Annotated in this window: 25 protein-coding genes; 12 read left to right on the top strand and 13 right to left on the bottom strand. The window is 55.5% G+C overall.

Features of this window, described 5'->3' with window-relative positions; all coding sequences use genetic code 11:
• Positions 1-86: 86 nt before the first annotated feature.
• The 5 genes from RUE5091_RS04220 (at position 87) to RUE5091_RS22515 (ending at position 2,545) form a co-directional block, all read left to right on the top strand.
• Positions 87-419, top strand: a complete 333-nt coding sequence (locus RUE5091_RS04220) for a hypothetical protein (protein ID WP_112297141.1) — start codon at positions 87-89, stop codon at positions 417-419.
• Positions 416-838: a DUF6314 family protein gene (locus tag RUE5091_RS04215; RefSeq protein WP_058280631.1), complete on the top strand. Its 423-nt coding sequence runs from the start codon at positions 416-418 to the stop codon at positions 836-838. Before RUE5091_RS04220 ends, RUE5091_RS04215 begins: the two co-directional genes overlap by 4 nt.
• A 76-nt stretch (positions 839-914) precedes the next feature.
• Positions 915-1,502 (top strand): biotin transporter BioY, encoded by a 588-nt coding sequence (locus RUE5091_RS04210; protein WP_058280630.1) that lies wholly within the window; start codon positions 915-917, stop codon positions 1,500-1,502.
• Between the two features lie 140 nt (positions 1,503-1,642).
• A complete protein-coding gene (locus RUE5091_RS04205; RefSeq protein ID WP_058280629.1) occupies positions 1,643-2,203 on the top strand; it encodes a hypothetical protein in 561 nt (186 codons plus the stop codon).
• Between the two features lie 12 nt (positions 2,204-2,215).
• Entirely contained in the window at positions 2,216-2,545 is a 330-nt protein-coding gene (locus RUE5091_RS22515) for a hypothetical protein (RefSeq protein WP_082643540.1), read from the top strand.
• A gap of 10 nt (positions 2,546-2,555) precedes the next feature.
• On the opposite strand, the gene RUE5091_RS04200 is transcribed toward RUE5091_RS22515, so the two are convergent.
• Positions 2,556-3,770 (bottom strand): bifunctional alpha/beta hydrolase/OsmC family protein, encoded by a 1,215-nt coding sequence (locus tag RUE5091_RS04200; RefSeq protein WP_058280628.1) that lies wholly within the window; start codon positions 3,768-3,770, stop codon positions 2,556-2,558.
• 234 nt (positions 3,771-4,004) lie between these two features.
• Here RUE5091_RS04200 and RUE5091_RS04195 point away from each other — a divergent pair, with 234 nt between their 5' ends.
• Positions 4,005-4,196, top strand: a complete 192-nt coding sequence (locus tag RUE5091_RS04195) for a hypothetical protein (protein ID WP_058280627.1) — start codon at positions 4,005-4,007, stop codon at positions 4,194-4,196.
• A 4-nt stretch (positions 4,197-4,200) separates the two neighbouring features.
• On the opposite strand, the gene dddP is transcribed toward RUE5091_RS04195, so the two are convergent.
• Positions 4,201-5,544 carry a dimethylsulfonioproprionate lyase DddP gene (dddP, locus tag RUE5091_RS04190; protein ID WP_058280626.1) on the bottom strand — a complete coding sequence of 448 codons (1,344 nt, stop codon included), beginning with the start codon at positions 5,542-5,544 and terminating at the stop codon, positions 4,201-4,203.
• A gap of 122 nt (positions 5,545-5,666) precedes the next feature.
• Here dddP and RUE5091_RS04185 point away from each other — a divergent pair, with 122 nt between their 5' ends.
• Positions 5,667-6,407: a heme-dependent oxidative N-demethylase family protein gene (locus RUE5091_RS04185; RefSeq protein ID WP_058280625.1), complete on the top strand. Its 741-nt coding sequence runs from the start codon at positions 5,667-5,669 to the stop codon at positions 6,405-6,407.
• Between the two features lie 36 nt (positions 6,408-6,443).
• Here RUE5091_RS04185 and RUE5091_RS04180 read toward each other — a convergent pair whose 3' ends face one another.
• From RUE5091_RS04180 to RUE5091_RS04160, 5 genes are all read right to left on the bottom strand, one after another.
• A complete protein-coding gene (locus RUE5091_RS04180) occupies positions 6,444-7,358 on the bottom strand; it encodes a hypothetical protein (protein ID WP_243470709.1) in 915 nt (304 codons plus the stop codon).
• A 200-nt stretch (positions 7,359-7,558) separates the two neighbouring features.
• A complete protein-coding gene (locus RUE5091_RS04175; protein WP_058280624.1) occupies positions 7,559-8,353 on the bottom strand; it encodes a lytic murein transglycosylase in 795 nt (264 codons plus the stop codon).
• A gap of 46 nt (positions 8,354-8,399) precedes the next feature.
• A complete protein-coding gene (locus RUE5091_RS04170) occupies positions 8,400-8,678 on the bottom strand; it encodes a hypothetical protein (RefSeq protein ID WP_058280623.1) in 279 nt (92 codons plus the stop codon).
• Positions 8,679-8,817: 139 nt separating this feature from the next.
• A complete protein-coding gene (glnA, locus tag RUE5091_RS04165) occupies positions 8,818-10,224 on the bottom strand; it encodes a type I glutamate--ammonia ligase (protein WP_058280622.1) in 1,407 nt (468 codons plus the stop codon).
• Positions 10,225-10,253: 29 nt separating this feature from the next.
• Entirely contained in the window at positions 10,254-10,592 is a 339-nt protein-coding gene (locus tag RUE5091_RS04160) for a P-II family nitrogen regulator (protein WP_058280621.1), read from the bottom strand.
• 169 nt (positions 10,593-10,761) lie between these two features.
• Here RUE5091_RS04160 and RUE5091_RS04155 point away from each other — a divergent pair, with 169 nt between their 5' ends.
• The 3 genes from RUE5091_RS04155 (at position 10,762) to tig (ending at position 15,281) form a co-directional block, all read left to right on the top strand.
• Positions 10,762-12,336: a bifunctional ADP-dependent NAD(P)H-hydrate dehydratase/NAD(P)H-hydrate epimerase gene (locus tag RUE5091_RS04155; protein ID WP_058280620.1), complete on the top strand. Its 1,575-nt coding sequence runs from the start codon at positions 10,762-10,764 to the stop codon at positions 12,334-12,336.
• Positions 12,337-12,640: 304 nt separating this feature from the next.
• The gene (locus tag RUE5091_RS04150; protein WP_058280619.1) at positions 12,641-13,765 is read left to right on the top strand and encodes a porin; all 1,125 of its coding nucleotides are present in this window, start codon (positions 12,641-12,643) and stop codon (positions 13,763-13,765) included.
• Positions 13,766-13,949: 184 nt separating this feature from the next.
• A complete protein-coding gene (tig, locus tag RUE5091_RS04145) occupies positions 13,950-15,281 on the top strand; it encodes a trigger factor (RefSeq protein WP_058280618.1) in 1,332 nt (443 codons plus the stop codon).
• Between the two features lie 100 nt (positions 15,282-15,381).
• Here tig and RUE5091_RS04140 read toward each other — a convergent pair whose 3' ends face one another.
• From RUE5091_RS04140 to rpsF, 6 genes are all read right to left on the bottom strand, one after another.
• Positions 15,382-16,230 (bottom strand): acyl-homoserine-lactone synthase, encoded by an 849-nt coding sequence (locus RUE5091_RS04140; RefSeq protein ID WP_058280756.1) that lies wholly within the window; start codon positions 16,228-16,230, stop codon positions 15,382-15,384.
• A 96-nt stretch (positions 16,231-16,326) separates the two neighbouring features.
• Entirely contained in the window at positions 16,327-17,028 is a 702-nt protein-coding gene (locus RUE5091_RS04135; protein WP_058280617.1) for a helix-turn-helix transcriptional regulator, read from the bottom strand.
• Between the two features lie 238 nt (positions 17,029-17,266).
• Positions 17,267-17,743 (bottom strand): lytic transglycosylase domain-containing protein, encoded by a 477-nt coding sequence (locus RUE5091_RS04130; RefSeq protein WP_112297140.1) that lies wholly within the window; start codon positions 17,741-17,743, stop codon positions 17,267-17,269.
• A gap of 154 nt (positions 17,744-17,897) precedes the next feature.
• A complete protein-coding gene (gene rplI / locus RUE5091_RS04125) occupies positions 17,898-18,518 on the bottom strand; it encodes a 50S ribosomal protein L9 (protein ID WP_058280616.1) in 621 nt (206 codons plus the stop codon).
• 12 nt (positions 18,519-18,530) lie between these two features.
• Positions 18,531-18,758: a 30S ribosomal protein S18 gene (rpsR, locus tag RUE5091_RS04120; RefSeq protein WP_005982441.1), complete on the bottom strand. Its 228-nt coding sequence runs from the start codon at positions 18,756-18,758 to the stop codon at positions 18,531-18,533.
• Positions 18,759-18,786: 28 nt separating this feature from the next.
• Positions 18,787-19,140 carry a 30S ribosomal protein S6 gene (gene rpsF / locus RUE5091_RS04115; RefSeq protein WP_058280615.1) on the bottom strand — a complete coding sequence of 118 codons (354 nt, stop codon included), beginning with the start codon at positions 19,138-19,140 and terminating at the stop codon, positions 18,787-18,789.
• Positions 19,141-19,435: 295 nt separating this feature from the next.
• Here rpsF and RUE5091_RS04110 point away from each other — a divergent pair, with 295 nt between their 5' ends.
• Together RUE5091_RS04110 and RUE5091_RS04105 are read left to right on the top strand one after the other, a co-directional pair.
• On the top strand, positions 19,436-19,954 hold the full coding sequence (locus tag RUE5091_RS04110) for a hypothetical protein (protein WP_058280614.1): 519 nt from the start codon (positions 19,436-19,438) through the stop codon (positions 19,952-19,954).
• Between the two features lie 126 nt (positions 19,955-20,080).
• Positions 20,081-20,653 (top strand): YceI family protein, encoded by a 573-nt coding sequence (locus tag RUE5091_RS04105; protein ID WP_058280613.1) that lies wholly within the window; start codon positions 20,081-20,083, stop codon positions 20,651-20,653.
• Positions 20,654-20,702 lie beyond the last annotated feature (49 nt).

Here is a 20,702-nt window from a genome sequence, read left to right as displayed (position 1 = left end):
GCGGCGAGACCTTTTTGTGTTTGGGATAGAGCGTTGGCGCGGGGTTTAAACCCAGCCGCACAAGGGAACAAGGCACGAGTGCAGGTATGAGACGGTTTGCCCTGATTTTGGCCCTTTGCCCCGGTATTTTGGCCGCGGATGAGTTCCGGACACTGACCGGAGACGAAATTCTGGCGGCTTTGACGGGCCAAAAGCTCGATTACGGGGGCGGCGTCTGGCAGACATTCGAGGATACGATGCTGACGCAGTATTACTCAGGTCGACCAAGTTCGGGTCGCTGGGCGGTGCGAGGGGATCAATATTGCTCGGTTTGGCCGCCTTCGGATCTGTGGGCCTGCTACGACGTTCAGCAAAAGGACGATGTGATCTGGTTCGTGGATGACAGCGGCGGCACCACAGACGGGACCTATGCCGAATGACTCTGCCGCGCAGCCTGTCCGAGTTCGAAGGTAGCTGGAGCTTGAGCCGAACCATTAACGACGCGCGGGCAGGGCAGGTCGTGCAGGCCGACGGTCAAGCGGTTCTGCGCCCGACAGAAGATGGGTTGATCTATGACGAAGAGGTTACACTGCGCGTCCCCGGACAGACCGAGATGAAAGGCACGCGGCGTTATCTATGGCAGGATGCAGGCGAAGAGATTGCGGTTCATTTCGAAGATGGGCGGTATTTCCATGCATTGAAGCTGGGGCATTTGCGGTTTAAGGATCATCATGATTGTCCGCCAGACAGCTATGATGCGGTTTATGATTTCTCAGGTTGGCCGAATTGGATCGTTCATTGGACTGTGTCCGGTCCGCGGAAAGCCTATGAAATGAAAACCGAATACCGCCCTCGATAGCGCAATCATCTTGAAGTCTCGATGTGAAATGGGCCATCCTGAGCCCAAATTTCCATCCGAACGTGGAGAATTGACAATGACTACAAATGTTCTGGCCGAAGCAATCGGTCCGCGCGAGGGTACCGCGCTGCGTGTAAAGCAAGTGGCGCTGGTTGCGCTGGGCATCGTGGCTCTGGCGATTGCTGCAAAGATCAAAGTGCCGATGTGGCCGGTGCCGATCACCATGGGCACCTTTGCCGTGCTGACCATCGGCACCGCCTATGGCGCGCGTCTGGGCCTGATCACAATGCTGGGCTATCTGCTGATCGGCGCGCTGGGCTTCGACGTATTCGCGGGCTCATCGGCTGAGAAATTTGGACTGACATACATGTTGGGCGGCACTGGCGGTTATCTGGTCGGCTACCTGCTGGCCACCGTTTTGTTGGGCGCACTGGCCGCACGCGGTTGGGACCGTTCAGTTGGAAAACTGGCGCTGGCGTTGGTGTTGGCCAATGTGCTGATCTACGTACCGGGCCTGCTGTGGCTGGGGCAACTCTATGGTTGGGACAAGCCGATTCTGGAATGGGGTCTGACGCCATTCCTGGTGGGAGATGTGATCAAACTGGTACTGGCAGCACTGCTGATCCCTGCTTTGTGGAAACTGGTTGGCGACGCTCGCAGCTGATTTCTGAATAACCGTATGAATGACACCGCGCTCTGAGCAATCCGGGCGCGGATTTTTTGTGGCTTATTTCATGAGATACTGGACAAAACATCTTGCTAGGGTCCAAGCTGCGTTCAACGAAAACATCAGGTTATTTAGAAATGAGAATTTTTTCTGGTTCGACTCTGGCCACCTGCGCCGCCCTTTGGATTGGGGTCGTGACACCGGTTTCTGCGGAAACTCCGATTACATACACCGACGCTGGGCGTGCGCTGTTCAGCTTTGCCGTGCCCGACTTTTGGGGGGTGCGCACCGGTGGCCCGCGTGAGATTGAGGATACCGAATTGGGTGACATACGCGGGGTTGCCCGCGTCATGGGGATCAAGCCCGTGACCGATGACAACGTCTGGATGGGGTTTGTCTCACCCGCAGGCGTGGCTTCGATCGACGATGGGCTGCGGTATCTTGATGATATCGACAAGTTCCTGGTTAAAGATCCGACTGTTACCAGCACCTCGGACACCCGTATCGGAGGACTACCAGCCCGTGTAATCCGCGGTACAGGCACCCGGGACGGGCGTGGCATCAACTTTACCGCAACCATCATCGACCTGCCAAAAGGTCGAGTTGCCGTAGTCGTTGCGATCCTGCGCGATGGTGCCGATCCGACCTATGTTGACGATCTGAACGCCGTTTTCGCGTCGTTCCGGTCCCTGCAGTAAGGAGGGGCGCAGATGACCAGCAACCGTATCAAACGTGCGATCTTTGCACTTGGGCTTGGGGCTGCCAGCTTTACTCTGTCTGCTTGTGACGGGGTCACAGTCGGAGTCGGCTATGGTTATGACCCGTTCTATGACTCGATGCTGTGGAATGACTATTATCACGACGTCGATGTCGACATTGATGTGGATCGCCCGCCGCGCCCGAGACCACCTGAAGGCAAACCACCAGCGCGGCCCAAACCGCCTGTTGGAAAACCTCCGGCACGGCCACGCCCACCGACGGCACGGCCGCCAGCGGCCAGACCACCCATTCACCGCCCGGCGCCGCGACCTCGCCGATAAGTTCAGAGGCTCAGGTCAGCAATTCTGTGGTGATCTGAGCTGATCCTTCCAGCGTTCTGTGAACAGGGCATTTGTCTGCAATTTCCAGCAGACGAGTGCGCTGTTCCTGATCCAGCGGTCCTTCCAGACGGATTTTGCGGCGGAACACGTCGATTTTGCCGTCTCCGGCCAGACCAGCATCTTGCCCGTGCACCTTGTTGTGGCAGACATCGACAGAGATACCTGTCAGCGGCCACCGTTTGCGCCGCGCGTACATGCGGATTGTCATCGACGTACAGGCACCCAGACCCGATGACACAAACCCATAGGGCGACATGCCCCGATCGGTGCCGCCATAGGATTCAGGTTCATCCGCGACGGCGTGATGCCGGGGGCCGGATTGAATGTCCTGCAGAAAGCCCGAAGAGTCGACCTCGGTCACCCGCACCACGCCTTCGGGGGCACCGGGTGGTGGTGCTGGCGGGCAAAGGGTGACGTATCGCCTGACCCACGCCGCGATTACATCCGCCGCGTATTCAGCATCGGCGGCGCGCGTGATCAGGTGATCGGCACCATCCAGGGTGACAAAGCTTTTGGGGTGTTTGGCAGCCATAAAGATGGTGCTGGCATTGTCGATGCTGACGGTTTCATCGCGCGGTGCGTGCAGGATCAGCAGGGCTGCTTTCAGATCGGCAATGGCCGGGGCCAGAGCGGTTTCCGAGATGTCATCGACAAATGCCTTACCGATGCGGAACGGGCGACCGCCTAGCATGACCTCGGCCGAACCTTCCTGTTCGATCTCTGGCAGGGCGGCCTCGAAATGGTGCGAGACATGTCCGGGATCGGCAGGCGCGCCCAGAGTGACCACCGCCTTGACGCTTGGAATACCGGCGCGGGCCCGCAGAACGGCAGCCCCACCCAAGGAATGACCGATCAACAGAGCAGGGGCCATGTTGCGCCCGGCTAGGTAATGCGCGGCAGCAATCAGGTCTTCGACATTCGAGGTAAAGGTGGTGTTCGCAAACTCTCCGCCAGAATGACCCAGCCCGGTGAAGTCAAAACGCAAAACGGCAATGCCCATGGCCGCCAGACGGGCGGCGATGCGGCGAGCGGCGGGAATGTCCTTGGAACAGGTAAAACAATGCGCAAACAATGCGGTCGCAAGCACCGGCCCATCTGGCAGGTCCAGGCGCGCAGCCAATTGGTTGCCGTCGTGACCGGCAAAAGTAATGCGTTCGGTGGGCATGACAATTCCTTACCTATCGGGATGGCCCAATACTGTGTGCTTCAGTCTGGTCACTCAACCCCATTGTAAGAAGCGTCACGGGAAGGTGAGGAGAAAACAGACATTTGGATCGGATCGCGGGGAAATCTTACTGTTCAATATATGTGATGTATAGGCCATCAAATATTCGTTTCAATAATTTCTCGCTAGCGCCCATCTTGCAGCTGTCACTTACTGTCAACCAAGGAGGCTCAAATGGCACATACTGCATCCGCCCCGCGTGGCGTTGTTGTTCGCCCCGTTCTTTTGATCATCATTGCCCTGACCGGAATTTTGGGGTTCTCACTGGGGCAAAACTGGCCGCCAGCGGCATCTACTACAACCGAGGCCGCCATCCCGTCCGAGGATTGGCACGGGAATGTCCGGCGCTCAACCTGGTCGGACTGAACCTTTAGGCCAGCCCCATAAGCTGAGGATCGAACGGGTATGTGGTGAGGTTTTCATACCCGTCCTCGGTGATCAGCACCTGATCTTCCAGTTTGACCGAAAAATCACCGCCGACCTCGCCAACAGCGGCTTCGACACACAGCACCATGCCGGGTTCAAGCGGGTAATTGAATGAGCCCGGCACTGCCTTGTCCGGGTGGGCGACCAGAGGCCACTCGTCACACAGGCCCACGCCATGCATCAGGCAACCGTATTTCTGGGCCTGAAACTTGTCGTCAAGCTTATGCGCCTTGGCGGTTAATTCAGGGATCATCACACCGGGTTTCAGCATCTCCATGTTGGTCATGATGTGCTCATGCGCGTGTTGCATGGTGTAAATCATGTCTGGGCGGGGTTTTTCATCCCCGATCCACCAAGTGCGCGAGATGTCGATGCAGATGCCATACGAGCCGATCAGATCGGTATCAAAGGCGATGATCTCATTCTTTTGGGTGATCCGGGGGCCGCATTCCTGAAACCAGGGGTTGGTGCGCTGCCCCGAGGCCAGCAAGCGGGTTTCGATCCATTCGCCGCCGCGCCGGATGTTTTCGGCATGTAGGATGGCCCAGATATCATCTTCCGAGGTTTTGCCGTCCCCCACATTGGCACGGGCGAACTTCTCCATCGCGGCCACGGCGGTTTCGCAGGCGTGGTTGGCGCAGCGCATGGCAAGGATTTCGTCCGGGCCTTTTACGGCACGGGTCTTTTCGGTGACCTCTTCGCCCTCCATGATCTCAAACCCTTGCGCTTCAAGCGCGCGCAATCCGTGCAGCATGATTTTGTCGACGGCCAGACGCTTGTTGCCACCGCCATGTTCGTCGATCAGCGTCCGTACTTCGTTCGAGAATACGTCAGCCTGAACGTCTACCTTGTCGCCCCGATCGAAATAAAACAGATCCGCGCCCGAGCGTTGTTCGCGCACCAGCGGGTTGAATTTCGACAAGAAGGGTGAATTCTTATAGTCCCAGATCACCATATAGCCATCGGCGCATACCAGCACGGCGCGAAACGGGTTATGGGTGTTCCACAGCTGCATATTGGTGCTGTCAGTGGCATAGCGGATGTTGAGTGGATCAAACATCAGCAGTCCGCCATAGCCACGATCCACGATGGCCTTGGTCAGGCGTTTCCAGCGGTATTCGCGCATCCGCGCCAGATCGGGCAGGGCAAGTCCGGCAGCTTCCCATTCGGCAAAGGCCAGCTGCGTTGGCCCGATCTCGATCCGGTCATTTTCGTTTGGGGTGCCATCGCCAAGGGTCGCACCCTTTGACGGGTCAATTTTGCGGGTGTCGCGATAGTGCTGGTTCATGGTGGGTCTCCCTGCCTTGTGTTGAGCGTGGAAGATCATTTCCGTCACGTCTTGATAGTTTGCGACGGCGCAACGGTCGCTTTTTGACCGACAGGCCAATGTACTGGTGCTAGGTCCATGTCATGACGATCCTTCAGACTTCGATCCCTTATGATCCGCTTGTTCCACGACCCTTGCCCGGAATCCAGCCGGGTCGGATGGATGACTGGCTGCATTGTGATGATGCTTTCGCCGCCCAGATGCAGCGGCGCGTGGCTCTGTTGGCAGAGAAAAGGGACGAGGTTTTGGCGCTTGACCCCAATGCCGAACCAGCCGCGCAAGAGCTGTTGAACCTTGTTTTGCGGTATGCTTATCCGGGATGTTCGGAACGTGTCACCCGCCCCGGTGGGCATGTTGTCGAAATCGACCGAACCCGCCCCTTGGAAACGCTGTGCCATCTTGTTCAGGAGGACTTTTGCATCCTTCAAAAGCAAGGGGATGAACACGTTCTGACCGGGGCCATTCTATGTTTTCCGGCCAGTTGGCGATTGTCTGAAAAATTCATGCGCCCCTTGATCGACATTCACGTGCCCGTTGCCAGCTATGATGAAAGTATCGCGCGGAGGGTTCAGCGCCTGTTCGACGGAATACGGCCTGAACATCCGCTGTGGCGGTTCAATGCCCTGTGGTATGAGGACGCTGAACTGCACCAACCCCGTAGTGCGAACGCGCCGCGCGAAAAAAAAGCTCCGGGGATCGCACCCTATATGCGCAGTGAACGACAGACACTTTTGCGTCTCCCTGAAACGCAGGCGGTGGTCTTTTCGATCCATACCTATGTGCTTGAGGCGCAGCACCTGCGTAAAATGGAAAACCCCGCCTAAGTGGCGGGGCCTCCAAGGAGGGTCTTCGGTGTAGTGCTACATGCCAATCGCGTTTGCGACACCGGCAATGGCTCCGCTTGTGCTGAGAGCGGAGATTGCAACGGAGTAGGCAAGTACCTGAGTATTTAGGCGAAAATCTTCGCCTCTAATCAGGTTCACAGCGGCCAGAGAGACCGCGATCGGAACTGACACGCTGGCCACGGCCCCGGTCAATCCCCAACTGGACAGTCGAAGGATATCACTGGGCTTGTCGTGGACGAGGGGGGGCGTGTCGTCGTCCCGATCCATAGGCTGCTCGATAGGTTCTGTCCGGAAAGCGATGCTGAGCAACTGCTCATCCGACAGCTGGATCGGCCGGGCTGCTGGTTTCAGCGCCTGTTTTTGGGGCTCATCCAGGTCTTCTGCTTCAGGAATGGCCAGCCCCGCGAACGGGCCTGTCACTGCCTCAAAGATCTGTTTTCTATTGCGTGATTTGGAGGGGGTTAGTGTATCGAACGCGCTCATGAACTGTTCGATTGTCAATACGGTGTTGGGCGACAGCCACTCGACACGCTGTGTCGAACAGATATCGACCATCCGGTACAGGATAACCACCAGCATAAGCTCGGATATTTCGCTGTCATCCAAAAGCGCCGATACCGGAGAGATGGTGATCGTCAAGCGATTCTTCGGAAGGGTAACAATCGGCCGATGGGCTGTCTTCAATCCGGCTGCCCGGTCCAGCCGCTCAAACCGGTCTTCTGTGCCAATCACATGAGTGTCCAGGGTCAGGCGCACGAGATACTGGCTGGAAACGACACTGGCTTCGGTGTCGCTGATCATGTTCTTGCGTTCGATCAGGTGGCCATAGTCTTCCAATGTCGTTGCAACAATGGTTCCAAAGCGCTCAATCGCGCCGTCGGTCTCACCGTCGAATTGAAGACCACCATGATAGCTGTGCTTCGGAGTCACTGCGCTGTCCCTTGTCGCGTCCTGTCTTAGCAAACAGGTTAACAACGGATATGGGGCAGATTTTGGCGAAAAATGGAAAAAAATCAAAAAACGGCTTGATTGATTACTCTATGGAAACCTAGACATTTTGGGGGCCACTTAATGTCTGTGGCAATAATGTGGCCGGATTGCGGTGTTCGGGCGCAAATTTGTGGCAGTTCTCAACCGTCGATTCGCGCCGCCATAATCGCGATAGATTGCTGATAGACCGAGGCGGCGTTCCACTGTTGAATCACTGCGAAATTGGGTTGACCCGGTTGATAGCCGCGCCCTGTTTTCCACCCTTTCTTGCGGAGAAAATTGGCGGTTGAGGCCAGCGCGTCGGTCATATTATAGAAATCAACCTGTCCATCGCCTGTCGCATCGACCCCATAGGTCAGTGCATTGCCCGGCAGGAATTGAGTATGCCCCAATTCGCCGTGTTTGGCCCCTTGCGTCCTTGTCGTAATGCTGCCTTGATCAACCAATTTCAGCGCACCGATGGCGTGGGGAATAAAAAAGTCAGAACGGCGACAATCATAGGCCAATGTTGTGATCGCGGACACGACCTGACTGTCTCCCATAAAATTTCCAAAGCCTGTTTCCATTCCGTGAATGGCGATCAGTACGCCGCTTGGGACACCGTATTGACGTTCCAGCGCGGCATAAAATTGCGGGTTGCGGGCTTTGCGTTTACGACCTTGCGAAACGATTGCGTCAGCGCCACGCACACGCATGAATTTGTCCAGCGAATATTTAAAACTTTTTTGGTTACGATCCGCCGCGATGGTGCGGGTGGCATATTGGCTTTGCGCCAGCGCCTGCAGTCCTTTCTTTTTTACGCCCGCGCGTTTGGCCTGTTTTGCAAAATCCTTCTTCCAAACCTCAAACCCGCTGCTGGTATTACCGCAGGGGGCAGGGGCCGCAATCGTGGGCACCGTTAGAGCAAGGGCCAGTAAGATCGCAAAGCGCTGCATGAAAAATGTCCTTCAATCAGGTCAACTCAATCTGTCTTAAACGGCCTTACAAACCACGCTGCAGATCCTCGGCGGTCAGGACGGGCTGAATTTCGATATTTGCGTCCAGCGCAGCAAACAGGGGCTCGTTGATTTTTGGCATACGGGCCTGGTCGGTTTCCTCAAAAATGACAATGCCCATGCGCTTTCCGTGTTCGAGCCCGAAATAGGCGGCCTCGGCATTAACCTCTTTTACCAGCGCCTCAATGGCCTTTCCCAGCGTACCGTCCCGTTCCGCCTGATTGCCTTTTTCAACTGGTATTGTGAATTTCAACATCAGGCGCATTGCTTCCTCCTAAAATTCTCTGGTCAATATCATAGGCAAAGGCTCGGACGTTCGAGTGTGTCAGTCAAGACGCGTTGTTCAGAACGGCAAAAGGGCGCCCGGTGGGGCGCCCTTCGTGTTTCAAAAGCTCAACCGCCGCTTAGCAGCTGTAGTACATGCCGTACTCAACCGGGTGCGGCGTGTGCTCGTATGTTTCGACTTCTTCCATCTTCAGTGCGATGTAGCCGTCGATCTGGTCTTTGGTGAATACGTCGCCCTGCAGCAGGAAGTCGTGATCGGATGCCAGAGCTTCCAGAGCCTCGCGTAGCGAACCGCAGACGGTCGGGATATCGGCCAGTTCTTCGGCGGGCAGATCGTACAGGTTCTTGTCCATGGCTTCGCCTGGATCGATCTTGTTCTTGATGCCGTCCAGACCGGCCATCAGCAGAGCGGCAAACGCCAGATAGGGGTTTGCAGCCGGATCGGGGAAACGAGCCTCGACACGCTTGGCTTTCGGGCTTTCAGTCCACGGGATACGGACACAACCCGAACGGTTACGGGCCGAGTAAGCGCGCAGAACGGGGGCTTCAAAACCGGGGATCAGACGCTTGTAGCTGTTGGTCGCCGGGTTGGTAAAGGCGTTCAGCGTTTTGGCGTGCTTCAGGATGCCGCCGATGAAGTACAGCGCTTCGTCAGACAGATCAGCATATTTGTCGCCAGCGAACAGCGGCTTGCCGTCTTTCCAGATCGACATGTTCACGTGCATACCGGTGCCGTTGTCACCTGCAATCGGCTTAGGCATGAAAGTGGCCGATTTACCGTAGGCGTGCGCAACGTTGTGGATGATGTACTTGTACTTCTGCAGCTCGTCGGCCTGTTTGGTCAGGCTGTCGAAGATCAGACCCAGTTCGTGCTGGCATGAGGCAACCTCGTGGTGGTGCTTGTCGACCTTCATGCCCAGACGCTTCATGGTCGACAGCATTTCCGAACGCAGGTCTTGCGCTTCGTCGATCGGGTTGACCGGGAAGTATCCGCCTTTGACACCCGGACGATGGCCCATGTTGCCCATCTCGTATTCGGTGTCGGTGTTCCACGACGCGTCGGTTGCATCAACTTCGTAGGATACCTTGTTGATGCTGTTCGAAAAACGGACGTCGTCGAACAGGAAGAATTCGGCTTCGGGGCCCATATAGGCAACATCACCGATACCCGATGCCTTCAGATAAGCTTCGGCTTTCTGCGCGGTGCCGCGCGGGTCACGCTCATAGGCTTCACCGGTGTCGGGCTCAACGACCGAGCAGTGCACACAGATGGTCTTTTCGGCATAGAACGGATCGACATAGGCGCTTTCGGTGTCGACCATCAGCTTCATGTCCGATGCTTCAATCGACTTCCAGCCCGCAATGGACGAACCGTCGAACATAAAGCCTTCTTCCAGGAAATCCTCGTCAACCTGATCGGCCATCAGGGTCACGTGCTGCAGCTTGCCGCGCGGGTCGGTAAAGCGAACATCGACGTATTCGGCGCCTTCGTCCTTGATCAGCTGAAGAACTGCGTCCTTGCTCATACTCTTATTCCTCTATTGAGTGTATTCGATTACAGGGCTTCCGAACCGGTCTCGCCGGTACGGATGCGAATGGCTTGTTCAACGGGCGAGACAAAGATTTTGCCGTCGCCGATCTTGTCGGTTTTCGCGGCGGACACGATGGCCTCGATGGCGGCGTCGACTTGATCGTCATCCAGAACGACCTCGATTTTCACCTTGGGCAGAAAGTCGACCACGTATTCAGCACCGCGATAGAGCTCGGTGTGGCCTTTCTGGCGACCGAACCCTTTGACTTCGATCACGCTGAGGCCCTGGACACCCACGTCCTGCAGCGCCTCTTTCACTTCGTCCAGTTTGAACGGTTTGATGATCGCTTCGATCTTCTTCATCCCGGGCTCCTATAACTCTTGTCAGACAGGCACTGATCACGTCTAAGATCGGTCGGCAATCTGATTGCGAAAATGGCTGAGCCCTTGTGGTGAGAAATTAGGCGGCGGGTGAAATTTTGATCGATTTGCACAAAAAGTAATCAGAATTGAATCGCCGGGGGAATTTGAGATGACGGAATTGCTGATTGCCGCGCAGATGCGGGCCATCGAAAAGGCCGCGATTGAGGCTGGTCAGGTGACAGGGCTGGAGTTGATGGAGCGGGCCGGGCGGGCCGTTGTCGAGGCGATTTTCGAAGAGTGGCCTGAATTGGCCAAGATCTCTGGCCGAGCCGTGGTTTTGTGCGGGCCGGGGAACAACGGCGGCGATGGTTTTGTCGTTGCCCGCTTGCTGAAAGAGTGGGGCTGGGACGTCGAAGTATTTCTTTACGGCGACCCGGACAAGCTGCCACCGCATGCCAAGACGAATTTCGAAACGTGGATTGCTTCTGACGTCGTCCATGAATGGGATGATAACGGCATCGAAGATGTTCTGGATGATCAGGAGCACGACCTTGTTGTAGATGCTCTTTTTGGAACAGGGATGAAAAGGTCGATGCCAGATGACACGGAGCGAACCTGGCATGGATTTGTTCCGACTGTTACGGACACTTCTCTGAAGGACCGGCGTCCTAAATACGTTGCTGTGGATTGTCCCAGTGGCCTTTGCTGCGACTCAGGTGTTAATTTCGGGGCATTTCCAGCGGATTTGACTGTTTCATTTCATTCTCCCAAGCTTGGGCACTATTTGTTGGGAGATGATCACTTTGGTGGAGGGCCAGGGCTTTCTAGCAAAGTTATCGTCGCTGACATTGGTCTAAAGCTAAGTAACGCCTCGGACGTCGTCCAATTGGTGTCCGACCCCGTACACAGTGGGTTTCATGGAAAATGGAACGATCGACACAAATACTCACATGGTCACGCCCTGATCCTTTCGGGTGGGGCGGGTAAAACCGGTGCTGCTCGGTTGGCGGCGCGTGGCGCCTTGCGGATTGGGGCGGGGCTCGTGACGTTGGGGGTGCCTCCGGCGGCTCAGATGGAAGTCGCAGCGCAGGTCACGGCCATTATGTTGCAGAGGATCAAGGGGGCAGAAGGTCTGACCAACGTGCTGCAAGATGAACGATTGAATGCCCTGTGCCTAGGACCAGGATTTGGACTGGAGCGTGCGCGGGAATTGGTGCCGGTTGCGCTGGCTGCTAATCGTGCAACGGTGTTGGATGCCGATGCCTTAACGGCCTTTGCGGATGATCCCTCAGCCTTGTTCGCTCAATTGCACGAAAACTGTGTTTTGACACCGCATGGGGGGGAATTTGCGCGGTTGTTTCCGGGTATTGCCGAAAAGTTATCGGCACCCGCAACTCAAGGACCGGCCTACTCCAAGGTTGATGCAACACGCGAGGCCGCCAAGCGGGCGGGGTGCGTGATCCTTTTCAAAGGGCCAGATACAGTGATTGCCGCGCCGAATGGGCGATGTTCGGTGAATGCGGCTGTGTATGAACGTGCAGCCCCCTGGTTGGCGACGGCCGGATCGGGGGATGTTTTGGCTGGCTTTGTCACCGGGTTACTGGCGCGTGGATTTGCCCCAATGCAGGCTGCAGAAACAGCGGCCTGGTTGCACGTGGAATGTGCACATATTTTTGGCCCGGGTCTGATCGCCGAAGATTTGCCCGAGCAGCTGCCCAAGGCTTTCAAACAACTTGATATATGATTTTTTAGGCAAGAATTAGCCGATCCACGTGACCTTCGGCGGCAATTGGCCGACCGGTCTGCGCTAGTGTCAAAGCGAGTGTTTGCCAGACGCATGGCCGAGCGTCAGAATTCCCTTGGAGTGAACCTCTGGCTGCGGCCTTTCTGCAGATAATACTTTGATTGAAATAGGAATTATTTCTGTCTTTCAAGCTCTGAGTAGCAAATATGCAATACTTTGAAAGTATCGGGGAGCGCTACTGGAGCCTTTGCGTCATGCGCGCGATTGATGAGCATCGAAAGCCGGAATTTTCAAGGTGAATGAAATGACCCAGAAACTAAAACTGTCCTCAATGGCTGCGGCGCTGGTTGCGACAACGGCAATTCCTGCAGCGGCCGAGTTGAAATATGAAAACAACAGTGGTGGGTACGTGCTGTTATACGGTCAGCTCGATCCAGTGATTGTGTCGGTCGATGATGGTGAGGAAACAGAAACGCGATTGCTGGACAATGATCTGTCCAACAGCCGCGTCGGTCTGCGGTTGATGCAGCCATATGGCAGCAACGAATTCATGTTTCGTTTTGAAACCGGGCTGGGCTTGCCAAGCACAGGATCGGCTAACCAGAACGGAACCAACAACGACGGCTGGTCCCGGGAAGATATCCGGCACGTCGATTTCTCGCTGAAGGGGGGGTACGGCAGGTTCTCGGCAGGGCAAGGCAGCATGGCCTCGGACGGGGCCGCTGAAGTCGATCTGTCATATGTCGGGACGGCTTTGTATTCTTTCACGAACGATGAAAACGGCGCGTTCTTTTATCGCGGAACAGATGGCGTGCTGAGCGGTATCACCGTAGGTGACTCTGCCAGCAACTTTGATGGCGCGCGCCGTGGACGCATTCGCTATGACACCCCCGATTTCAACGGGTTCTCGGCAGCGATTGCCTACGGTCAGAACATTCTGTCCAGCAGCGATGACGATGATTATTATGATATAGCCGTTTCTTACGGTAACACCTTCGCCAATGACGTAGAGTTTGCCGCCACTGTGGCCTACGCGGTGCGTGATTTCGACAACGGCTCGGGCGAGAGGAAAGACACGATTGCGTCCGCTTCGGTATTGCTGCCCAGCGGGTTTAGCTTTACCGCCGCTTTGGGAACGCGGGATGATACTGCCACGGGGGCGAGTGATCCGGATTATTGGTACACCAAGCTGGCTTATGAAGCGGACTGGGTGTCCTGGGGTAAAACTGGCGTCGGGATCGACTATTTCGATGGTTCGGATTTCGAAAACGCCGGGTCCAGCACCAAATCCTGGGGCGTTGCCGTTGTGCAGCGGATCGACAGCATCAACACCGATGCGTACCTGAAATATCGCAACCATGATTTCGATGACACGGTCGATTTTGACAAGAACGAAGCGTGGGTTCTGGGCGCGCTCTGGAAGTTCTGATCCCGGTATTCTGAGGAACAAGTGCCCCGGCCCAGTCCGGGGCATTTTTTTTGTTCAAATCGGCGGCAAAACAAGGCTGATCCGGGCATTGCCCCTTGCACGCGGGCGGCTGGGCAAATAGAAGGCGTCAAATTTGCCTGGCGCGCCCTTTTTGCGCGCCCCGAATCCTATGGGGACTACCATAATGCAGGTTACCGAGACGCTGAACGAAGGTCTGAAACGCGGCTACAACATCACCGTCACCGCGGCCGAGCTGAACGACAAGGTCAACGAAAAGCTGACCGAAGCGCGGCCCGAAGTCGAGATGAAGGGTTTCCGCAAAGGCAAAGTGCCGATGGCGCTGCTGAAAAAGCAGTTTGGTCAGCGCCTGATGGGTGAAGCGATGCAGGAAAGCATCGACGGTGCCATGAACAAGCACTTTGAAGACAGCGGTGAGCGCCCGGCGCTGCAGCCCGAAGTCAAGATGACCAACGAAGACTGGAAAGAAGGCGACGACGTTCACGTCGAGATGTCCTATGAGGCATTGCCGGCCATCCCTGAAGTTGATCTGAAATCGGTTGAACTGGAAAAGCTGGTTGTCAAAGCCGACGATGAAGCCGTCGAAGAAGCACTGAAAAGCCTGGCCGAAACCGCGCAGGATTTCAAAGCGCGTCGCAAGGGTTCCAAAGCCAAGGACGGCGATCAGGTCGTGATCGACTTCGTTGGTAAAGTTGACGGTGAAGCGTTTGAAGGTGGCTCGGCCGAAGAGTACCCGCTGGTTCTGGGATCCAACAGCTTTATCCCCGGCTTCGAAGAGCAGCTGGTCGGCGTGAAGGCCGAGGAAGAAAAAGACGTCAACGTCACCTTCCCCGAAGAATACGGCGCCGAGAATCTGGCCGGTAAAGACGCTATTTTCACCTGCACAGTGAAAGAAGTGAAAGAGCCGGTTGCGGCCGAGATCGATGATGATCTGGCTGCCAAGTTTGGTGCCGAAGATTTGGCTGGTCTGAAGTCTCAGATCTCCGAGCGTCTGGAAGCGGAATATTCCGGTGCGTCGCGCGCAGTGATGAAGCGCGGTCTGCTGGATGCGCTGGACAAGATCGTGTCGTTCGATCTGCCGCCGTCGCTGGTAGAAGCCGAAGCCAAGCAGATCGCTCACCAGCTGTGGCACGAGGAAAACCCGGAAGTGGAAGGCCACGACCACGCTGAGATCGAGCCTACTGACGAACACAACAAACTGGCCGAGCGCCGCGTGCGTCTGGGCCTGCTGCTGGCCGAGTTAGGCCAGAAGGCAGAAGTTGAAGTGACCGATGCCGAGATGACTCAGGCGATCATGAACCAGGCGCGTCAGTACCCGGGTCAGGAACGCCAGTTCTTTGAATTTGTGCAGCAGAACGCCCAGATGCAGCAGCAACTGCGCGCACCGATCTTTGAAGACAAAGTCATCGACTATATTTTTGAACTGGCTCAGGTTGCCGACAAAGAAGTTAGCAAAGACGACCTGCAGAGAGCCGTTGAGGCACTGGAAGAGGAGTAATCCTTTTCCAGCCCATCCCCACATGGGCACAAAAAAAGCGGAGCCGTCTGACTATCAGACGGCTCCGGTGGGTGGCTTTTGAACTTATGAGGTGAGGGGGTCAGGCCTCATGAGCAAAAGCACGGGGGGTACTCAGCAGAGCGATCTTCTGCTCTGGCGTAAAACGATCTGACAGTGCCTCGATCAGTTTTAGCACGTCTTTGACTTCGTCTTTCGTTCTTGCCGAATGCATCTGTTCGACGAAGTATTTCTCAAGCTCGGACAGTGGTTGGTGATCCACATTTGCGGGCTTTTCGGCCTTGTTGTGGGCGAAGAGCTTCAGCGCCTGTTCTTCGGTTAAAAAGACATCATGTTCGATGTCGGCATAGTCGCGAATGCCCGAAATTCGTTCATCCGAGCAGTCCATCAAAGCTGCCATCGCGACCACTTTGCCCATCGGTTTGGCAGCGCCGAGATAATCATAAGGGGCGTTGCCTGACCGTTGCAGAACACGGTTCATGACCGGATCAATCACCGCGATTGAATCCAGCACGCCAGCGGTCTTGGCGTATTCGAAAGAGCCGATCATAACTTCGCTGGTCACATAGGAAACCGAGTTTTTACCACGTCCCCGGCCAAGCCGTTTGGTGTCGACACAGAACCGGGTCGCTTCCCAGACCTGTGAACTGCGCAGGGGCGGTTCTCCGTCCAGAATCGAGTTGAAGACGTCCGAAAGCATGTGTGGACCTGTGGTCTGCAACAGGCGCATGCATCCAACGACTTCCCCCTCGTCGTCGATGCTGACCACATGTGCCGGATTCAGGTCGTCGAACATATCACGTTCGCGGCCGTCTACTATGTTGACCTCCCAGCCCAAACGATCTCCGAACACACGTGCTCGCAGTTTGAACATTTCGTCCAGGACATCACTAAACATATGCTGGTTGATACCATCGATTACGATGATCATTTCCATCCCCCTACAGTCTGGTTACCGTGAACACAGAGTTAACCAACTCGAGAGCGGAGACTATTGGGGGTTTCCCGTATATTTGCGATTTTTTGCTTATCCTGGGGCGATTAAGCCCAGACCAATCGCCCGGCCAATGGCCTGAGGCGTGGTTAATGCTCCCAGTTTTTCTCGGCCTGACCGCATGTGAACTTCGACGGTTCGGTGGGAAATCGACAAAATATCGCCGATATCCTGCTGCGATTTACCGATCGCAACCCATTGCAGGATTTCTTTTTCACGGGTCGAAAGGGCAGGCAGGTACAGTGCCTTGGCAAGGACGCCGGACTGCATGACTGTGTCATGGGCATGCACGGCGGCCATCTGCAGATCGCCCATCACTTCTTTTTTCAACGATTCCCACTCAGAATCCGTGCAATCGCGGGTTACGCTCAAGATTCCGCATTCGCCATAAGGGCCACGAACAGGAACGGTTAGACCACGCGGCGTGATGCCAAAATCATGGGCATCGCGGAACACGGCGTTGAACTTTTCGTCGTGGTTAAAACGGCCCCAATCGACCGGCGCGATGCTGAGAACTGATTGGTAAATAGTTGGGTCGAAATGGTGGTATCCATGGCTGCCATAATGGATTTTCCATTCGTCGGGGTAGTTCGCGTATCCCTGGACGTCGCCCTTCACAGGATTCAAAGTGGCGTAAGACGCATAGTCAAAGCCAAGTTCCTCGCAGACCGAGTTGATAATGTCTGCGGTCGACTTTTCCTGTTGGTCGAGCGCGGCCAAGTCTATGAGTTTCACCTGTCCAACCTTTACGTAACGCTTCTCACCCCCAAAAAGCGCTTAATCTGTCCGTATTCAAGCCTACGTTGCGTCAACCCGGGTATTAAGCGCAAGGGAATTGTTCATATCGCACAAGCTTAATGCGTACTTCAAGCAACAGATTCCCGTAATTTTGCTCAATATCGGCGGGATTTCACCGATTGTGTCACAACATGGCGGCGGTGAGCCGTAGATATTGCACAGGTTGAGTCAATTTCTATTCCTGGACAAGCCCGGTTTCGACCAACATGCCCCGTGCCTTGGCTTCTGGGTAGTAGCCTTTGGCGTATAGGAATATTGCCCGTTTCTGATCACCATCCGACAGCAGCCATGCACCACGTAAATACTTTCCGGCAAATTCCAGATTGGTATCGGCGTCCAGCAACCCCTGTGCATTTCCTGTGTACCCCATGGAGCGAGCAGTCGCGGGCAGGATTTGCAACAAACCATAATAGGGTCGATTGACAGCCCATGGACGGTGGGTGCTTTCCCGGATCGCCAGTTTATGCACTAGCTCGCGAGGGAGTTCATAGTGATCCGCCCATTTATTGATCGAAGCCCGCAATTCAGGTGTCTCGTTAGGAAAAAGGGGCGGATCGAATGCATCTTGCGTTGGCGTTTCTGGCCCGCCGCAGGCTGCGAAGGGGATTGTTAGCAACATGGCCAGAACGCTGCGGCGCAAGAAAGATGTCATCTGTGTACTCCGAATTTCAAGGCGCGATGATAGGAAGCGACGACCCTTCTGCAAGTATACGTTTGAGATGTGGCCGAAATTTGCCCGTTTCGCGTGTGCAATAAAAAAAGGCCGCACGAAACTGTGCGGCCTTTTCAAATTTCGTAGTGCCGGATCAGGCTTTGGCTTCGTCTTCTTCAGCCGGTGCTTCTTCAGCAACCAGATCATCGTCGTCAGATGCAGCGGAACCGATATCGTCGAACAGTTCGGCGATTTCGAACTCAGCAGCTGCTTCTTCTTCAGCAGCCAGTTCCTGGATCGATTTGCCCGACGCCTGCAGTTCGGCTTCTTCTTCCGAACGGGCGACGTTCATCTTGATTTGAACTTCGACCTCGGGATGCAGTTTGACTGCCAGCGAGTGCAGACCCAGTTCCTTGATCGGCGCGATCAGGGCAATCTGTTTCTTGTCGACGGTGAAGCCCGCTTCGGTCGCGGCGTCTGCGGCGTCACGCGGGGTGACCGAACCGTACAGAGCACCGGCATCCGATGCCGAGCGAATCACGATGAACTGCTGACCGTCCAGCTTTTCAGCCAGTGCTTCAGCTTCTTTCTTGGTTTCCAGGTTGCGTGCCTCAAGCTGCGCTTTCTGGGCTTCGAACGACGCGATGTTGGCGTTCGATGCGCTCAGAGCTTTGCCCTGGGGCAGCAGGAAGTTGCGGGCGTAGCCAGACTTGACGTCAACGACGTCGCCCATCTGACCCAGTTTCGCAACGCGTTCCAGTAGGATAACTTGCATATCAGTCTCTCCTTACTTCACGGCGTAGGGCAGCAGGGCGAGGAAGCGGGCGCGCTTGATAGCACGGGCCAGTTCACGCTGCTTTTTAGCCGAAACGGCGGTGATGCGCGAAGGAACGATCTTGCCACGCTCAGAGATATAGCGCTGCAGCAGACGGGTGTCTTTATAGTCGATCTTCGGCGCGTTGTCGCCCGAGAACGGGCAGACCTTGCGGCGGCGGAAAAATGGTTTTGCGGCCATGGTTTAGTGTCCTTTCTTCAGGCTTTGATCAACGGCGCTCGCGGCGGCCTTCGCGCTCATCGCGCTTCTGCATCTGGACCGAGGGGCCCTCGGCATGCTCGTCGACCTTGATGGTCAGAACGCGCATGACGTCATCATGCAGGCGCATCAGGCGCTCCATTTCCTGAACGGCGCCAGCGGGGGCGTCGGTCTTCAGGAAGGAATAGTGACCTTTGCGGTTCTTGTTGATCTTGTAGGCCATCGTCTTGACACCCCAGTACTCGCTGTCGACGACGTTGCCGCCGTTGTCCGCAAGGACGGTGCCGAAATGTTCGACAAGGCTTTCTGCCTGCGTGTTGGACAAGTCCTGACGCGCAATCATTACATGCTCATACAGTGGCATGTTCACTCCTGTTTATATCAAGGCGCATTTCATAGGCGGGGCCATTCGATCCTTCGCGACCCTGCCACGAGAGGCTGCGCGATTCATGTGATTTGCGAAGGATGGCCCCATATACACGTCTGAGCAGTAGGAGCAAGCCCCGCTTCAAACGCCTTGGCTCTGTCGTGCTATTAACATCCAATTAACATTGCACTGCCCAATTCCTGACGCTTTTCGGCTCAAAGTTGTTTTTCATACCGGGGACTATCCGGCCTGACCGGACCCAGAACGGAAACCTGAAAACAGGGTGAGAGAGATGACCGCGATGAACACGAATGCATTCGAAAAGTCCGCAACCTCGGCGAACTACGAAAAATCTGTACCAGTTCTGATCACCTTCGCACCAAACTGGAAGGTTCGTATGGTATTGGCCCGCCTCATGGGTGCCTTTCTAGTCGTGATGGCCTTTTCCATGTGGCTGGTGCCTGGCTCTGCAATGGCGACCGAAGTTTGGCCGATCAAGCTGGCGGCGTCGCTGATGTTTCTGCTGGTCGGTGTTAGCCTGCTGACAGTTCAGTTGCTGGATGCCCGTCCGGATGCTTATTTTGATCCGATCCGCCGCGAGGTCCGGGTTCTGCAAAAGAATGAAAACGGCCGCCCTCAGACCGTACTGCGCCGCAGCTATGACACGCTGGGTGGTGCTCGTTTTGCCGAGGATCAGGTCGAACTGTATGATGTTGACGGCAGCCTACTGATGAAACTGCCGCTGCAATCGGCGGATGTCAGCCGAGCGCTCAAGGGGCAACTCAGCGGAAGTGTAACTATCTTCGCTTAAATCTCGTTCTGTTCATCTAGGAACAGAAACTGTTGGAGAATATTACTTGTGTGCTGCCCAAGGGCAGCACATTTTCGTTATTCAGCAACCCATCCGGATTGCATCCTTAAATTTGCGGAGACTACCATGAAATCCACCCTTCTTGCTGCTGCACTTGCTTTGACGGCAACTTCGGCGTTTGCCAGCGCCGAGAAATACGTTTTGGACCCCAGCCACAGCCAGGTCGTTTTCAGCTATAACCATCTGGGTTATTCCACCACGACCGGCATGTTCTCGGGCTTTGAAGGCGAGATCATGTTTGATCAGGAAGACCCCGCGGCATCCAGTGTTTCTGTTTCGATGCCCGTGATTGAAATGATCACCGGTTGGAAACCACGCGAAGATCATTTCATGACCGAGGATTTCTTTGGTGCTGCCGAAGGTGATCTGGTTACCTTTACCTCTACTGGTATCGAAGTCACCGGCGAGGACACTGCCAATATCACCGGCGACCTGACCATGAACGGCGTGACTCAGTCAGTCGTTCTGGATGCCAAGCTCAACCAGGTTTCTGAACACCCGATGGCGAAAAAGCCGTGGGCGGGTTTTGATGCAACCTCCACGCTGGTGCGCAGCGATTTCGATCTGGGACAGTTCGCACCTTTTGTCGGTGATGAAGTCGAAATCCGCATCTCGATCGAAGCACTGAAGGCTGAATAAGTCGGTTCCGATCTTTTGAATTGAAACCGCCGGGGCACGTCACCCCGGC

Source organism: Ruegeria denitrificans, from assembly GCF_001458295.1.
GTDB lineage: Bacteria > Pseudomonadota > Alphaproteobacteria > Rhodobacterales > Rhodobacteraceae > Ruegeria > Ruegeria denitrificans.
The sequence above is the reverse complement of the archived record's forward strand: the minus strand, read 5'-3'. Positions and strand labels throughout refer to the sequence as shown.

Excerpts from the sequence above, each read along its gene's own strand:
- RUE5091_RS04220 (WP_112297141.1), top strand. The coding sequence starts at position 87 with ATGAGACGGTTTGCCCTGATTTTGGCCCTTTGCCCCGGTATTTTGGCC.
- RUE5091_RS04215 (WP_058280631.1), top strand. The coding sequence starts at position 416 with ATGACTCTGCCGCGCAGCCTGTCCGAGTTCGAAGGTAGCTGGAGCTTG.
- RUE5091_RS04210 (WP_058280630.1), top strand. The coding sequence starts at position 915 with ATGACTACAAATGTTCTGGCCGAAGCAATCGGTCCGCGCGAGGGTACC.
- RUE5091_RS04205 (WP_058280629.1), top strand. The coding sequence starts at position 1,643 with ATGAGAATTTTTTCTGGTTCGACTCTGGCCACCTGCGCCGCCCTTTGG.
- RUE5091_RS22515 (WP_082643540.1), top strand. The coding sequence starts at position 2,216 with ATGACCAGCAACCGTATCAAACGTGCGATCTTTGCACTTGGGCTTGGG.
- RUE5091_RS04200 (WP_058280628.1), bottom strand. The coding sequence starts at position 3,770 with ATGCCCACCGAACGCATTACTTTTGCCGGTCACGACGGCAACCAATTG.
- RUE5091_RS04195 (WP_058280627.1), top strand. The coding sequence starts at position 4,005 with ATGGCACATACTGCATCCGCCCCGCGTGGCGTTGTTGTTCGCCCCGTT.
- dddP (WP_058280626.1), bottom strand. The coding sequence starts at position 5,544 with ATGAACCAGCACTATCGCGACACCCGCAAAATTGACCCGTCAAAGGGT.
- RUE5091_RS04185 (WP_058280625.1), top strand. The coding sequence starts at position 5,667 with ATGACGATCCTTCAGACTTCGATCCCTTATGATCCGCTTGTTCCACGA.
- RUE5091_RS04175 (WP_058280624.1), bottom strand. The coding sequence starts at position 8,353 with ATGCAGCGCTTTGCGATCTTACTGGCCCTTGCTCTAACGGTGCCCACG.
- RUE5091_RS04170 (WP_058280623.1), bottom strand. The coding sequence starts at position 8,678 with ATGCGCCTGATGTTGAAATTCACAATACCAGTTGAAAAAGGCAATCAG.
- glnA (WP_058280622.1), bottom strand. The coding sequence starts at position 10,224 with ATGAGCAAGGACGCAGTTCTTCAGCTGATCAAGGACGAAGGCGCCGAA.
- RUE5091_RS04160 (WP_058280621.1), bottom strand. The coding sequence starts at position 10,592 with ATGAAGAAGATCGAAGCGATCATCAAACCGTTCAAACTGGACGAAGTG.
- RUE5091_RS04155 (WP_058280620.1), top strand. The coding sequence starts at position 10,762 with ATGACGGAATTGCTGATTGCCGCGCAGATGCGGGCCATCGAAAAGGCC.
- RUE5091_RS04150 (WP_058280619.1), top strand. The coding sequence starts at position 12,641 with ATGACCCAGAAACTAAAACTGTCCTCAATGGCTGCGGCGCTGGTTGCG.
- tig (WP_058280618.1), top strand. The coding sequence starts at position 13,950 with ATGCAGGTTACCGAGACGCTGAACGAAGGTCTGAAACGCGGCTACAAC.
- RUE5091_RS04140 (WP_058280756.1), bottom strand. The coding sequence starts at position 16,230 with ATGATCATCGTAATCGATGGTATCAACCAGCATATGTTTAGTGATGTC.
- RUE5091_RS04130 (WP_112297140.1), bottom strand. The coding sequence starts at position 17,743 with ATGACATCTTTCTTGCGCCGCAGCGTTCTGGCCATGTTGCTAACAATC.
- rplI (WP_058280616.1), bottom strand. The coding sequence starts at position 18,518 with ATGCAAGTTATCCTACTGGAACGCGTTGCGAAACTGGGTCAGATGGGC.
- rpsR (WP_005982441.1), bottom strand. The coding sequence starts at position 18,758 with ATGGCCGCAAAACCATTTTTCCGCCGCCGCAAGGTCTGCCCGTTCTCG.
- rpsF (WP_058280615.1), bottom strand. The coding sequence starts at position 19,140 with ATGCCACTGTATGAGCATGTAATGATTGCGCGTCAGGACTTGTCCAAC.
- RUE5091_RS04110 (WP_058280614.1), top strand. The coding sequence starts at position 19,436 with ATGACCGCGATGAACACGAATGCATTCGAAAAGTCCGCAACCTCGGCG.
- RUE5091_RS04105 (WP_058280613.1), top strand. The coding sequence starts at position 20,081 with ATGAAATCCACCCTTCTTGCTGCTGCACTTGCTTTGACGGCAACTTCG.